Annotated in this window: 18 protein-coding genes and 3 pseudogenes; 5 read left to right on the top strand and 16 right to left on the bottom strand. The window is 39.6% G+C overall.

All coding sequences use genetic code 11. From position 1 onward, the window contains the following. Positions 1-23: 23 nt before the first annotated feature. Positions 24-1,343: a CapA family protein gene (locus HT715_RS09500; protein WP_000830204.1), complete on the bottom strand. Its 1,320-nt coding sequence runs from the start codon at positions 1,341-1,343 to the stop codon at positions 24-26. A 288-nt stretch (positions 1,344-1,631) separates the two neighbouring features. Between HT715_RS09500 and def the strand changes: the two genes are divergently transcribed. Next, the gene (gene def, locus HT715_RS09495; RefSeq protein WP_001272952.1) at positions 1,632-2,243 is read left to right on the top strand and encodes a peptide deformylase; all 612 of its coding nucleotides are present in this window, start codon (positions 1,632-1,634) and stop codon (positions 2,241-2,243) included. A gap of 44 nt (positions 2,244-2,287) precedes the next feature. Beyond that, positions 2,288-3,016 carry a 23S rRNA (guanosine(2251)-2'-O)-methyltransferase RlmB gene (gene rlmB, locus HT715_RS09490; protein WP_000855765.1) on the top strand — a complete coding sequence of 243 codons (729 nt, stop codon included), beginning with the start codon at positions 2,288-2,290 and terminating at the stop codon, positions 3,014-3,016. Between the two features lie 38 nt (positions 3,017-3,054). On the opposite strand, the gene trxB is transcribed toward rlmB, so the two are convergent. From trxB to HT715_RS09455, 7 genes are all read right to left on the bottom strand, one after another. Then, the gene (gene trxB, locus HT715_RS09485; protein ID WP_172922930.1) at positions 3,055-3,966 is read right to left on the bottom strand and encodes a thioredoxin-disulfide reductase; all 912 of its coding nucleotides are present in this window, start codon (positions 3,964-3,966) and stop codon (positions 3,055-3,057) included. Between the two features lie 65 nt (positions 3,967-4,031). Beyond that, positions 4,032-4,256: a DUF4059 family protein gene (locus tag HT715_RS09480; RefSeq protein WP_000926599.1), complete on the bottom strand. Its 225-nt coding sequence runs from the start codon at positions 4,254-4,256 to the stop codon at positions 4,032-4,034. A gap of 77 nt (positions 4,257-4,333) precedes the next feature. Beyond that, positions 4,334-5,077: an amino acid ABC transporter ATP-binding protein gene (locus HT715_RS09475; protein WP_000590965.1), complete on the bottom strand. Its 744-nt coding sequence runs from the start codon at positions 5,075-5,077 to the stop codon at positions 4,334-4,336. Further along, positions 5,077-5,877, bottom strand: a complete 801-nt coding sequence (locus HT715_RS09470; protein ID WP_001103446.1) for an amino acid ABC transporter permease — start codon at positions 5,875-5,877, stop codon at positions 5,077-5,079. Before HT715_RS09470 ends, HT715_RS09475 begins: the two co-directional genes overlap by 1 nt. Positions 5,878-6,034: 157 nt before the next feature. Further along, positions 6,035-6,391, bottom strand: a complete 357-nt coding sequence (locus HT715_RS09465; RefSeq protein ID WP_023934080.1) for an arsenate reductase family protein — start codon at positions 6,389-6,391, stop codon at positions 6,035-6,037. Positions 6,392-6,396: 5 nt separating this feature from the next. Further along, positions 6,397-6,915 (bottom strand): methylated-DNA--[protein]-cysteine S-methyltransferase, encoded by a 519-nt coding sequence (locus tag HT715_RS09460; protein ID WP_023934081.1) that lies wholly within the window; start codon positions 6,913-6,915, stop codon positions 6,397-6,399. Further along, a complete protein-coding gene (locus HT715_RS09455; protein WP_000405855.1) occupies positions 6,915-7,409 on the bottom strand; it encodes a GNAT family N-acetyltransferase in 495 nt (164 codons plus the stop codon). The genes HT715_RS09460 and HT715_RS09455 overlap by 1 nt, the downstream gene beginning before the upstream one ends. Before the next feature lie 134 nt (positions 7,410-7,543). On the opposite strand from HT715_RS09455, the gene HT715_RS09450 reads away from it, so the two are divergent. Continuing rightward, positions 7,544-7,990 carry a DUF1836 domain-containing protein gene (locus tag HT715_RS09450; protein ID WP_000858721.1) on the top strand — a complete coding sequence of 149 codons (447 nt, stop codon included), beginning with the start codon at positions 7,544-7,546 and terminating at the stop codon, positions 7,988-7,990. Continuing rightward, positions 7,987-8,634 carry a hemolysin III family protein gene (locus HT715_RS09445; RefSeq protein ID WP_001097999.1) on the top strand — a complete coding sequence of 216 codons (648 nt, stop codon included), beginning with the start codon at positions 7,987-7,989 and terminating at the stop codon, positions 8,632-8,634. Before HT715_RS09450 ends, HT715_RS09445 begins: the two co-directional genes overlap by 4 nt. Positions 8,635-8,873: 239 nt before the next feature. Here the strand turns inward: HT715_RS09445 and pdxT are convergent, their stop codons facing one another. The 8 genes and pseudogenes from pdxT to HT715_RS09405 form a co-directional block, all read right to left on the bottom strand. After that, a complete protein-coding gene (gene pdxT / locus HT715_RS09440) occupies positions 8,874-9,455 on the bottom strand; it encodes a pyridoxal 5'-phosphate synthase glutaminase subunit PdxT (RefSeq protein WP_023937432.1) in 582 nt (193 codons plus the stop codon). Further along, the gene (gene pdxS / locus HT715_RS09435) at positions 9,456-10,331 is read right to left on the bottom strand and encodes a pyridoxal 5'-phosphate synthase lyase subunit PdxS (RefSeq protein ID WP_000138526.1); all 876 of its coding nucleotides are present in this window, start codon (positions 10,329-10,331) and stop codon (positions 9,456-9,458) included. Between the two features lie 208 nt (positions 10,332-10,539). Further along, positions 10,540-11,224: pseudogene (locus HT715_RS12045) on the bottom strand (transposase); the annotation flags it as partial. A 195-nt stretch (positions 11,225-11,419) separates the two neighbouring features. After that, positions 11,420-11,591 (bottom strand): annotated as a pseudogene (locus HT715_RS12040) (IS630 family transposase); the annotation flags it as partial. A 209-nt stretch (positions 11,592-11,800) separates the two neighbouring features. Next, positions 11,801-12,130, bottom strand: coding sequence for a PqqD family peptide modification chaperone (locus HT715_RS09420; protein ID WP_230554368.1), 330 nt, complete (start codon positions 12,128-12,130; stop codon positions 11,801-11,803). Between the two features lie 461 nt (positions 12,131-12,591). Beyond that, the gene (locus HT715_RS12035; protein ID WP_212750464.1) at positions 12,592-13,050 is read right to left on the bottom strand and encodes a hypothetical protein; all 459 of its coding nucleotides are present in this window, start codon (positions 13,048-13,050) and stop codon (positions 12,592-12,594) included. Positions 13,051-13,069: 19 nt separating this feature from the next. Further along, positions 13,070-13,648: a phosphate propanoyltransferase gene (gene pduL / locus HT715_RS09410; protein ID WP_000405172.1), complete on the bottom strand. Its 579-nt coding sequence runs from the start codon at positions 13,646-13,648 to the stop codon at positions 13,070-13,072. A 23-nt stretch (positions 13,649-13,671) separates the two neighbouring features. Continuing rightward, entirely contained in the window at positions 13,672-13,920 is a 249-nt protein-coding gene (locus HT715_RS09405) for a hypothetical protein (protein WP_000777026.1), read from the bottom strand. A 63-nt stretch (positions 13,921-13,983) separates the two neighbouring features. Between HT715_RS09405 and HT715_RS12030 the strand changes: the two are divergent. Beyond that, positions 13,984-14,239: pseudogene (locus tag HT715_RS12030) on the top strand (IS630 transposase-related protein); the annotation flags it as partial.

The raw sequence follows: 14,239 nt of genomic DNA, 5'->3' as shown, positions 1-14,239 counted from the left end.
GTTTCGCAGGAAGTCTATTCAAGCTAATCCCACTTCAATCCCACATGTTCGTTCATTTCTTTATAGGCTGTATCAATTCGTTCCTTAGTCGCTTCATCTAACTGGTCACGATGACTGCCACCCTCTATAAAATCTTCCAAGATATAGGTTTGATAATGATATAAAGGATAGCCTTCTGGTGAAAAGGTTCCCTTTGGTGTTCGATTGACCCAAGTAGGATGAGCTTTAGCTGTTCCGATAGTTGTTTTTCCATCCTTCTTCTTAATGGTTACATCCATGAGAACGCCACGTTCAGTCCACTTAGCATTTTCTTCATCTCCCATAGATTCAATCCGTTGATTGGAAATGAAGTTCCCCATTGAATAGATAATGAGTTTCTTGTCTCCATCTTTTTCAACCGTTTCAGATGGTTCCACAACGTGAGGATGCCCTCCAAAAATAATATCCGCCCCCCAATCAATCATCTTGTGATAAAGAGCTTTTTGTTCCTCAGTTGGTTCCAATCGATACTCCACACCCATCTGAGGCATGATAATGGTGATATCTGCTTCCTTCTCTGCCCGTTCAATTTCAGCCTTCATCTTATCTTCGTTTAAATCTGAAAGATAACGATTATAGTCTTCCTGAGAAATATACCGTTCAATTCCATTGAATCCATAGGAATAGGCCAAAAGAGCAACCTTGATTCCATTCACTTCCTTAATGACCAACGGAGCCTGATCACGTGGTTCATGCGTATAAACTCCGATTGGAGTGATTCCAGCTTTTTCAATAATATCGGCCGTTGAAATAACTCCCTCAATTTGCGAATCCAAAATATGATTATGAGCTAAATCTAGCACATGATAACCTGCATCCTTAATGGCATCCATAACTTCAGCAGGAGCATTAAAGAGAGGATAACCCGCTAAATAATGATCCTTATTGATGGTTCCTTCAAAATCACCAATAGCTAAATCTGCTTGCTTGAGCCAAGGTGTCACATACTCAAAATTCTCATGAAAGTCATAGGTACCGTCTTCTTTTTTAGCTGAAAAGAAAAGTCCATCGTGGTAGAGCAAATCCCCATTAGCCATAATTCTGGCAGTTTTTTCCTCTTCCTGCTCCTGAGACTTTTGCTTAGTCCCCTCTTGAGAAATAGTATCTCGTTTTTGACTGGTTAAAGGGATTCCTTGGAAACTTTCAACCAACAAGACCAAGCCCATTGATAAAGCAACTGCTAGCAAGAGTACCGCCACAAATCCTTTATTGCTCCACCTGCGATAACTCCTAAAAAAGTTTACCAAGCCCTTCATAAAACGAAAAGCTAAACCACCCTGATTTCGATTTTGTCTTCTTTTCATCTTCATTCTCCCTACTTTCTTATGCAAGCCTTTTCTTTTTATTATATCATAGATAAGTAATTCTTTCACAATTGATACTCTTCGAAAATCTCTTCAAACCACGTCAGCGTCGCCTTACCGTATATATGTTACCGACNNGCAACCTGCGGCTAGCTTTTTAGTTTGCTCTTTGATTTTTATTGAGTATGAATTGAACTTCCTATCTATTTTCTATAAATCCTAAAGGCTATAATACTTTCAATCCTTGACATTTTGTGATATCATGTAGAGGTAATGAAAGGAGAGAAAATGTCTGCAATAGAACGTATTACAAAAGCTGCTCACTTAATTGATATGAACGATATTATCCGCGAGGGGAACCCAACTCTACGCGCAGTTGCTGAGGAAGTTACTTTCCCCTTATCTGATCAGGAAATCATCCTTGGCGAAAAGATGATGCAATTCCTTAAACATTCCCAAGATCCTGTCATGGCTGAAAAATTGGGACTCCGCGGTGGGGTTGGACTGGCTGCTCCTCAATTGGATATCTCAAAACGCATTATCGCTGTTTTGGTACCTAATATTGTTGAAGAAGGCGAAACTCCGCAGGAAGCCTACGACTTGCAAGCCATTATGTACAATCCAAAAATCGTCTCTCACTCTGTTCAAGACGCTGCTCTTGGTGAAGGAGAAGGTTGCCTGTCTGTAGACCGCAACGTGCCTGGCTATGTTGTTCGCCATGCCCGCGTTACTGTTGACTACTTTGACAAAGATGGAGAAAAACACCGTATCAAACTCAAAGGCTACAACTCCATTGTTGTTCAGCATGAAATTGACCACATTAACGGTATCATGTTTTACGATCGTATCAATGAAAAAGACCCATTTGCAGTTAAAGATGGTTTACTGATTCTAGAATAAAGAAAATCCCGTTGCAAGACGGGGTTTTGTGTTATAATAGAGGCATGAAAACAAATGATATTGTCTATGGCGTCCACGCCGTTACCGAAGCCCTCCTTGCAAATACTGGAAACAAACTCTACCTCCAAGAAAATCTCCGAGGTAAGAATCTTGAGAAAGTCAAGGAACTGGCTACAGAAAAGAAGGTGTCCATTTCTTGGACCTCAAAAAAATCCCTCTCTGAGATGACTGAAGGTGCTGTCCACCAAGGTTTTGTTTTACGAGTGTCCGAATTTGCCTATAGCGAGCTAGATCACATCCTTTCCAAAACACGCCAAGAAGAAAATCCTTTGCTATTGATTCTGGATGGTTTGACTGACCCTCACAACCTAGGATCCATCCTGAGAACAGCCGATGCGACCAATGTTTCAGGTGTCATCATTCCCAAGCACCGTGCTGTAGGTGTTACCCCCGTCGTTGCCAAAACGGCCACAGGTGCTATCGAGCACGTTCCCATCGCCCGAGTGACCAATCTGAGCCAAACTCTGGACAAAGTCAAGGATGAAGGCTTCTGGACCTTTGGAACGGATATGAACGGTACTCCTTGCCATAAGTGGAATACAAAAGGGAAAATCGCCCTCATCATCGGAAATGAAGGAAAAGGCATCTCTAGCAACATTAAAAAACAGGTCGATGAAATGATTACCATTCCCATGAATGGCCATGTTCAAAGCCTTAATGCCAGTGTTGCTGCGGCCATTCTCATGTACGAAGTTTTCCGAAACAGACTATAAAAAAGTTTCCAGTCATCTGATTGGAAACTTTTTTATGATTAACTATGTTCTGTGATAAATTTATAGGCTTCTTGACCAGCGATAGCTCCATCTCCAACCGCTGTTGTTACTTGGCGAAGGTCTTTCTGGCGAACATCTCCAACTGCAAAGATACCGTCAACTGCAGTTTTCATGTGGTTATCTGTCACAATCCAGCCTGCCTGATCTTGGATATTCAATTCTTTAACAAAATCGCTAAGAGGGTCCAATCCAACATAGATAAAGACGCCACCGAAGGCTTGTTCTGTCACTTGACATGTTTTCACATTTTCAAATACGACAGATTCTACTCGGTTTTCACCCTTGATTTCCTTCACTACAGAATCCCAGATAAAGCTGATTTTCTCATTCGCAAAGGCGCGGTCTTGTAAAACCTTTTGAGCACGAAGTTGGTCACGACGGTGAACAATGGTAACAGTCTTAGCAAAACGAGTCAAGAAGAGGGCTTCTTCAACAGCTGAATCTCCACCACCAACTACCAACAAATCTTGGTCACGGAAGAAAGCACCATCACACACAGCACAGTAAGAAACACCACGACTGTTCAGTTCTTCTTCTCCAGGTACTCCCAAAGGACGGTGTTTAGAACCAGTTGCTACGATAACGGTACGAGTTTCATATGTTTGGTCGTCAGTCATCACTTTCTTAAAATCACCATGGTCTTCGACATTTTCAACATATCCATAAATGTGCTCAACACCGAGATTTTCAAGCGGTTCAAACATCTTTTCTGCCAATTCAGGTCCACTAATATTAGCATATCCTGGGTAATTTTCGATATCAGATGTATTATTCATCTGACCACCTGGCAGACCACCTTCAATCAAAGCTACTTTCAAATTGCTTCGAGCAGCATACAAGGCTGCAGTCATCCCTGCAGGTCCAGCACCGATAATAATAGTATCGTACATATAGTTTCCTTCTTTCTTGTTGTAACTATCTTTATTCTAACTCTTTCTTGTCAATCACGCAAGGATTATGCCTTGAAAACAAGAATTAAACTCATAACCGCAAAGGATAATACTGGAACAACCAAGACCCCAATCATAATCATATCATAGAGATGGGCTTGGCGAGCCTTGGCTGTCTTATCAACTCCCGACATGGCTCTCAGTCCAATCCAAATTCCTAAAAAAATCAGGACGAGGATGGTGGTTAAGATCAAACTCTCGAAATATAAAGAAAATAGTTGCAGTAGCATGATTTCTCTCATTTCTATCTTTTTTAAAGAGTAAACTCAGCTAGTCCAGCTAACTGAGTTTTTCTTTATCTATTATATCAAATATAAGTCCGTTTGTAACTAGCGAAGAATTCTTTTGTCCGCTCTTCTTTAGGATGGTGGATAATCTCATCTGGTGTTCCAGACTCGATGATTTTCCCCTTATCTAAGAAGAGAATCTTATCAGCCACTTGGGCTACAAAGGACATGTCATGACTGACCAAAATCATGGTCTGACCTGACTTAGCAGCATCTGCAATAGACTTCTCTACTTCACCGACCAATTCTGGGTCAAGGGCTGAAGTTGGTTCATCTAAGAGCAAGACATCTGGTTTCATAGCAAGCGCACGCGCCAAGGCAACCCGTTGCTTTTGTCCACCTGATAAATGGCGAGGGTAATGGTTTTCACGATCAGAAAGCCCAACCTTAGCCAACTCTTCCTTGGCAATCTTAGTCGCTTCTTGGTCAGATAATTTCTTGACAACAACCAAGCCTTCTTTCACATTATCAAGTGCTGTACGGCGCTCAAACAAATTAAACTGCTGAAATACCATAGATAACTTGCGACGTAGGGCAAGGATTTCTTCTTGAGTGATTTTAGAAAAATCAACCGAGAAATCATCAATCTGAATCGAGCCACTATCAGGTGTTTCAAGATAATTGAGACTGCGAAGAAAGGTTGATTTTCCAGCTCCTGAAGAACCAATCAAGGCTACAACTTCCCCTTTTTGAATATCCAAGTCCAGATGATCCAAGACAGTCTGTCCTGAAAAGGATTTGCTTAAATTCGAAATCTTAATCATTAACGAAGGTCTCCTTTCACATCTGTTTGCACTGTATCTGGTGCAGAAATAGCCATTTTTCTCTCGATGAAACGACCAAGGCTCTCAATTCCGATATTGACTACCCAATAAACAAGAGCAACGGAGATGAAGCGCTCAAAATAACGATAATCGGCACCACCCAAAATCTGAGCTTGGGCAAAGACTTCCACAACACCCGCACTAAAGGCTAGGGAAGTTCCCTTGGTCAAGCCGATGAGGGAGTTAATCAAGGTTGGAGTTGCCACAACTGCTGCATTTGGAATAATCACTCGTCGATAAACTTGCGCTCGGGTCATACCCAGACTGCGTGCCGCCTCAATCTCACCAGGGTTAACTGAGAGAATGGCTGCACGAATGGTTTCACTAGCATAAGCTGCCTCATTAAAGGCAAAGGCGACAATCGCAAAAGCAGCGGCTGGAATCGCATTGATATTGAGACCAGTTCCCCATTGCTGATTGAGAGCTTTCAAAGCCAAAGGAATTCCGTAGTAGGTCAACATGAGCTGCACTAAAATCGGTGTCCCTTTTAAGAAACTAACAAAGAAGGCCTGCAAGGGATATAAAATCTTGACACGATTGATCTTCACAATGGCAAAAAGAAGCGCCAAAACCAAGCCAAAAAAGGCACCACCAATTGTCAACATAATCGTTGTTGGAAGTTGTTGAACAATTCTCGGAATTCCATCAAAGACCGAACGCAAGCTAAAAAGCTTGCCATCCGGAATCAATTGCATCAAGTTTTGATACCAATCTGATGCTAAAATCGTTGTAACATTCATAAAAACATCCTCTCCTGATAATGATTCATTCTACCATACTTCTGCCGTCAATGAAATTATTTGCTACGGTCAGATACAGTCTTTGTCTACCTACTAGTTTATCATACTTTAAAACAGGGAGGTTATATATTTTATCTATCAGAGAGATAAGTAAAAACTATTTCAATCCCAATTCTTCATAAGGTTTTCGATAACCGATTTGTTTAACAGTTCCATTTTCTACTAAAATTGGCCGTTTTAACAACATGCCGTCGCTTGCTAGCAACTCAGCTGCTTCTTGGTTTGACAGACTTCCTACCTTATCTTTTAACCCTAATTCACGGTATTTGATTCCACTGGTGTTAAAAAATTGCTTCAATTCAAACCCTGAGGTTTCCAGCCAGTTTAAAATAACTTCTTGGCTAGGTGTTTCTTCGGCGATATGGACGGCTTTGTAGTCCACACCGAGTTGGTTTAATTCTTGTTTTGCTTTTTTACAAGTTGAACATTTTGGGTATTCGATAAATTCTAACATGTCTTTCACTTTCTATTATTTATATCTTTAAAATCTGCGCCTTCATACTCCAAGAGCCAGGCTTTCTTTTCCACTCCTGCGGCATAACCAGTCAGACGCTTGCCTGCTCCCAGCACACGGTGACAAGGTACTAGAATAGACCAAGGATTGCGTCCTACCGCTCCACCAATTGCTTGAGCAGAAGGCACTTGCAGGTCTTGGGCTATTTGCCCATATGTCACTGTCTGACCATAAGGAATTCCCTGTAAATAGTCCCAAACTCGCTTTTCAAAATCCGTTCCAATTGGAGCCAAGGGCAAGTCGGATAAATCCTTAGGCTTGCCTTTAAAGTAAGCATCTAAGCAAGTAATAACTGGGTCTAAAATGGGATGACTAACAACTGCTTCTATCGTCTCATCTCCTAGTCCCCTCTCAAAATGCTTCTGCTCCTGAACCCAAATTCCATACAAATAATGGTCATCAGCTACGAGAGAAAGGGAGCCAATCGGCGAAGAATAGAGCATTTTTACATACTTCTTTTGCATTATTTCTTTAATTTTTGATAGGCCAAGCGTTCGCCATCAACTGGAACCTTACCAACCTGTTTAAAACCGAGTTTTTCAAAAATATGCTGCATAGCTTTGTTTTCAGCATGCGTATCTGAGCGAAAATCTAGATAATCAAAACCTTCAATCAAGCCCTCTAAAAAGGTTTGAGCAACTCCCTGTCCCTGCACATCTGCTGCCACAGCAATACGGTGAAAGACTAGGTACTCTGACTCCCCAACTTGCCAGTTGCCTTCATAAATGGCTTCATAGGCTGCCTCTGGACTCTTGGTCACAGCAGCATAGGCTAGTAGTTCTCCCTCTTCCAAGGCTACATAGGCTTGACCTGAGATAATATCTTCAATAATAATATCAGCATTTGGATAACCATTTTGCCACTGGTCACTACCAGCATCCGCTAAACATTTTTTAGCATCCTCCATCACTTGCATGATGTCATCTACTTCATTTGGAAAAGCTAAACGAATCTCCATCTTTTCTCCTCATTTCTGACTAGTTTCTCCCATCCTAGCATAATTTAAGTCTTTCTACAAGCAGTTAAAACTTGACTTTCTGTTTTTGTTATTTTATAATCTAGTTATTAAAACTAGATAAAAAGGAGTTGAAAATGAAAACTACCTTTTCCTACCCAAAATGGGCAGAAATTCCAAATATTGACCTCTATCTGGACCAGGTTTTACTCTATGTCAATCAGGTCTGTGCCCCTATCTCTCCTGATAAAGACAAAGGCTTGACAGCATCTATGGTTAACAATTATGTCAAACATGGTTACCTGACAAAACCTGACAAGAAAAAATACCAACGTCAACAGATTGCCCGTCTGATTGCTATCACAACCCTCAAGTCTGTATTTTCGATTCAAGAAATCGCTCAGACACTGAATACTCTACAAAGTCAAGCAAGTTCAGAGCAACTCTACGATGCTTTTGTGAACTACATGAACCAAGGAATTGACCCAGCTAACCCTATCATCCAAACCAGCTGCCAAACCGTTAAACTCTATCATCAAACCCTAGCCTTAATCCATCATACTCAAGAGGAGGTAATCCAATGAACACTAGTCTTAAACTCAGCAAACAACTCAGTTTCGGAGAAGAGATTGCTAATAGTGTGACCCATGCTGTGGGTGCAGTCATCATGCTCATCTTACTCCCTATTTCATCCACCTATAGTTACGAAGCACATGGCTTTTTATCCTCTATCGGCGTTTCCATTTTCGTTATCAGTCTCTTTCTCATGTTCCTCTCATCCACCATTTACCACTCTATGGCCTATGGTTCGACCCACAAATACGTCTTGAGAATTATTGACCATTCTATGATTTATGTGGCTATCGCAGGCTCTTATACGCCAGTCGTCTTAACCTTGATGAATAACTGGTTTGGCTATCTGATTATTGCTATCCAATGGGGAACGACCATCTTTGGTATTCTCTATAAAATCCTTGCTAAAAAAGTCAATGAAAAATTTAGCCTTGCTCTTTACCTGATTATGGGCTGGTTGGTTCTGGCTATCATTCCTGCCATTATCAGTCAAACGACACCAATTTTCTGGAGTCTCATGGTAACTGGCGGACTCTCTTATACAGTTGGGGCTGGATTTTACGCCAAGAAAAAACCTTATTTCCACATGATTTGGCATCTCTTTATCCTAGCTGCGTCCGCACTCCAATACATCGCCATTGTTTATTACATGTAAAACTCTAAGCAGGCAGAGCCTGCTTAGAGTTTTATAATCGAATTTCCTAAAGAGGAAGCAATATGAAAGCCGTCATTGCTTGTGCTCATAAGATCTTCAGAATCATTTACAAACTACTCTCCACCAAGCATACTTATCAAAAAGAAAAGGCGCTAGGACTGAGGAAACATTTCTAACGCAAAAACTAAAAAAATTTCAATTATAGTATAGCACAGGAAGTGATTTTTTGCGCTTTTTTACTATCTTTTTTCTTCACATATATTTATAAAGTACTGGTGCAAGCTTACATCATCAGTCAATTCAGGATGAAAAGAAGTTACCAACATATTTTTTTCTTGGGCTGCAACGATTTGATTATTCACTGTTGCTAGAATTTCTACATCTTCTCCAACACTGCTGATAATTGGACCACGGATAAAGGTCATTGGAATCTGACCAACTCCCTTACATTCTGCTTCCGTATAGAAACTTCCTAATTGGCGCCCATAGGCATTGCGCTCGACCACCATATCCATAGTTCCTAGATGACTCTCTTTCTGAGAAGTAATTTCCTTAGCCAGCAAAATCAAGCCTGCACAGGTTCCAAATACTGGTAAACCAGATAGAATGGCTTCTCGAATGGGAATCAGCATGTCCTGGTCTCGTAAGAGCTTGCCCATGGTTGTAGACTCACCACCAGGCAAAATCAAACCCGACAAGTCACTCTGAGATTTCTGAAAATCCTCTAAATTTCTGATTTCAACACTCTCGACACCTAATTGATCTAGCACTTTTGCATGCTCTGCAAAGGCACCTTGCAAGGCCAATATTCCGATTTTCATCTATTTTCCTCGCTCAGCCATGAGAATTTGGATCTCATTTTCATTGATACCAACCATAGCTTCTCCTAGATCTTCAGAGATTTGAGCTAGGATTTGAGGATTACGGAAGTTAGTCACAGCCTTAACAATGGCACTCGCTCGTTTAACAGGATCGCCTGACTTAAAAATACCTGAACCGACAAATACACCCTCTGCCCCTAATTGCATCATAAGTGCAGCATCTGCTGGCGTTGCAACGCCTCCAGCTGCGAAGTTTACAACTGGCAATTTCCCATGTTCATGGACGTATTGAACCAATTCTACAGGGACTTGCAATTCCTTGGCAGCAACATAAAGTTCGTCCTCGCGTAGGTTTTGAATACGGCGAATTTCCTGATTCATCATACGCATATGGCGAACAGCTTGGACAATATCTCCTGTACCCGGTTCTCCTTTAGTACGAATCATGGAAGCACCTTCAGCGATACGACGCAAGGCTTCCCCCAAGTCCTTAGCTCCACAGACAAAAGGTACTTGAAATTCTTTCTTGTCCACATGGAAACGATCGTCAGCTGGAGATAAAACTTCACTCTCATCGATATAGTCAATCTCAATAGCCTCTAAAATCTGAGCTTCAACAAAATGCCCGATTCTAACCTTAGCCATCACTGGAATGCTAACCGCTTCTTGGATTTCCTTAATCATCTTTGGATCACTCATACGGGAAACACCACCAGCTGCACGAATATCAGCTGGAATCCGCTCCAAAGCCATAACAGCAGCCGCACCAGCAGCCTCTGCAATACGAGCCTGTTCAGGATTTTGAACGTCCATGATAACCCCACCTTTGAGCATCTGTGCCAAATTTTTATTTAATTCATAACGATTTTCAGTCATTTGTTTTATCCTCATCATTTATATTGGTAGCTACCATTTCATTTTAAAATAGAACAGAGTGAATCACAAGATAAAAAAAGAAGAATTGTGTGGGTACAGATTGAATCGAGTAGGGGCTAAGACTAGTCCCTCTCACACCACCGTAGGTGCCGTTCGGCATAGGGCAGTTCAACTAATACTCATATCTATTTTCAAAAAGCATTCTGGTTCATTCTCTTTTAACGATGGACTTTACAACACTCCTCTCTAATCCTTGTATGATCTCTTGAAATGTATCAATGCCAGCTTCCAAGGTTTGAAATGCTTTATTCTGGAAGCCACCTTCACCAAGCTCTTTCTGCATCTGTTCAATAGGATTCATCTCTGGCCTGTATGGGGGAATAAAGGGAAAGCCAATATGATTTGGAATAGTTAAGCTACTTGATGGATGCCCTAGGGCATGATCCATGACTAGTAAAATAAAATCAGTTGGATAGGCCTGTGACAGTTCTTGTAAACAAGCTTTCCTCCATTCAGTATGGCATCCTCCGGCAAGCAGGAAAAAGGATGCTCCTCTATAAGCATCAACAGCTCTCTAACAGTAAGAGAATTCATGCACGGAATGACTATGGACAGGAGGACCTATTCCTTTAGGTGGCTAACAAGATCCTAGTTTACTGCCTATCCGAAACCAGCCTCATCTTTGATGCATGAACCCAAGCTTACGAAAGCATCTACTATCTTTAAAGCGTTTTCTTACCTTCTTGAATAGAGATGGGATGTTTAGACGCGGCAATGGTTTGAGCGCCTGCTTTCTTAGGATCTAGGGCAACAGTGCGCCAGCTATGTCGCTTCAACAGTTGACAGAAAGCATCACCTGTGTAGGAACGACTAATCTCCTTTTGATAGGACTGAAGAAATGGAGTATCACTAAACCTCCTGAGAAACAATCTCTAGAACACTTGTCCTACAACGGTCTGTATATCCTAGTCCGGTACGTTATAAGCAATGAATTCATTTTTATTACAATTCAATCTAGATTTTGCAGGAAATCTACTGTAACAACTTCCTCTTCCTCTGAAGTTTTCAAATGACCGGAAAACTATCTATTCCTTGACTGTCATATAAACGTGGTTACAACCACCACGTCTTTCTTGAAGGAGAGAGTCCGAACCTAACTCCTCATCCTTCTTTAAATTTCACCAAACTACAGTCTAGACGCTCTATCATCTCTTGATAGGATTTTCCCATCAAACAAAGCAGAACGATTGGAAGACTTTGTGTTAGAGGCTTAGTAAGGTCTTTAAAGAGAAAGGTGATTTCTTGTTTAGCTAATTTCATGTTACTATCGTACAATGCTTTTTGAAGTATGTCTAGTATTAACCACTCTTTTCATCACCCCACTACAAGTTGATAAAGAGCCACAAAACTTCAAGACTTTTCTAAGTATTTTCGATATAAGCATTAAATATATTTCAGAAAAAGCAACATTAACCTCCCTTAACTGAAACAAACTCAAGTTCACTAAATTGGTTAATAATTCTTTTCAAGTCTTTATCTGCTTTTTTCTCTGATACATCATATTCAGATGTTAATTTTCTCAATAAGTGGTCATATGAAATTGAAGTATCAATTTTAGACCATATAAAAAGATTTCTCTCTCCATCACTTATAACATTGATTTTACTTCGAGTATCCTTTAAATTATCATTAATATCAATTCCATTAATTGTAATTTCTCCTGAATCTTGTTTTAGAAGCGTTGTCATCATTTTTATTAAGGTTGTTTTGCCTGCCCCATTTTCTCCTAAAACTCCAATTATTTTTCCTCTTGGAATTTTTAATGAAACATTATTAATAGCTTACTTTTTCTTTTTAGTAAATTAATCTTCGTTTTTGTAAGATAACTTTTAGATACATTTTTTACTTCTAACATCGGAATTCTCCTAAATTGTTAAATATTCGATCACTTTCTTCTCCATCTTTTTATAACTGAGCAAGCCAATCACAATAAAAACTAATGAGAGAAGTAAAACTTTAAAAATCAATAGACATAGTTGAAGCGATTCCAAATCTCCAGAAGATATTAGTCTAACTATCTCTAAGCCATAAGTAATTGGTAATAAATCACCAACACATTTTAGAAAATCAAGAAGCACTGTCCTAGGAAATGTAACACCAGATACTAAAAATATCAAAATAAATAACGTATTCTGACTTATAAATGTATCTCTTAACCAGAGCATTATGTTAGCAACAAAAACACTCATAGAAAATGATATTAAAACAATAACAACATAACTCTCAACAGCCAATAGGATATTGGAGTTGCCATGAACTTTGCACCGAGCAAAATAGAAATAATAAAAAGTGAACAAAACTCCATAAAAGTTCTTCCAAGCTGTTCAATGAACACGCCTATATAATAGCTGAAAATACTATATGGAGTTATAAATAAGCTTTCCAAGGTTCCCTCTCGAACCTCAACCATCAATGAACGCCCTACATTCATCAAAATAGCAACAGCAACATTGTAGTAAAGCATCCCAGCAGCAGCGAAAGTAAAATAATCAATCACTTCTACTTGACTAACTACTAATTTGTTATTAAAAAGATAATGAGCAATTAACCAATACCCTAAAAGCTGAAAAATGGCATCTAACAATCGATTCAGGAATAGAGCTACTGGAAAAAATCTAGTATACATTTGAAAATTTCTAATTATTAATGCCTTAATCAACTTTCGATAATCTCCATTTCTACTCTTTTATAATCGTGCCAATCTCACCTCCTGATAAAAGAAGTGCATTCGCATCATCAGTATCAATATGCATTTCCAATCTATATTTATCACTCACTCTGCAATGAACATCATGCAAAGTAGCACTTTTTTCGCTTTTTACTTCAACAGAAACTATATCTCCATTTTTAAGACCCATTTCCTCAGCTTCTTCTGTGGCAAAGTGAATATGTCTATTAGCAATAATGCACCCTTCATCTAAATTAACTCTTCCATTAGGTCCTATAATGGTAATCGGTGAAGAGTTTTCAATCTCACTCGAAGTACGTACTGGTGGAGTTATCTTTAATAATCTAGAATCTGTTTTAGAAACCTCAACTTGTGTATAAGGACGAATTGGTCCTAATACCCTGACACGATTAATCTCGCCAGATGCCGACTGAATTGTAACCTGTTCTTCAGCAGCAAATTCACCAGGCTGATACAAATCTTTTAACTTGTTTAGTTGGTATCCTTCACCAAATAAAATATCTAAATGTTCCCTCTTTAAATGAACATGTCTAGCAGAAATGTTAATGATTACTTGATTAATTTCCATGATAATTTATCTCCTTTTCCTATTTATAATACCATATTTTTTTCTGATTCATTATACTCAAAATGAATCAAAGCCTCTTTATTCAGATACATACCCTCTTCATTGAGTAAATGATTCAAATCAGAGTTCCATTGTGACGGTTTATCTCCTATACTTTCTAAGTTCTCAACAAAAGTATAGATATAAAAGTTTGTTGCTCTATATTTTTCACCTCCTATATTAAAATCTCTAAATAAGCTTATTGCTAATATTTTATAGTCGCTTAGTTTCAAACAAGCATGTTATAATAAAGCTATGCATGTAGTACAGATTTTAAACAGCGAGCATTAGATTACATCAAAGAGGGGGCACAGCCATGTCGAGGCAGCCAAGGTTTTTGATGTCGGCGTCAGAACTCTCTTCACATGGAAAAAGAACTTACGTGAACAAGGACACTTAGAGAGGAAAAAGCGAGTCGTCAAAAACCGAAAGATTCCTTTAGAGGAATTGAAATCCTTTGTAGAGGCTCATCCAGATGCTTTTTTACGGGAAATTGCGGCACATTTTGATTGTGCTGTCCCTTCAGTATGGGCAGCTTTAAAGCAGATGAAG

Origin of the sequence: Streptococcus sp. 4155, assembly GCF_013276695.1 — a bacterium.
Taxonomy (GTDB): Bacteria; Bacillota; Bacilli; order Lactobacillales; family Streptococcaceae; genus Streptococcus; species Streptococcus pseudopneumoniae.
Note: the sequence above shows the minus strand (reverse complement) of the source record. Positions and strands in the feature narration are given on the sequence as shown.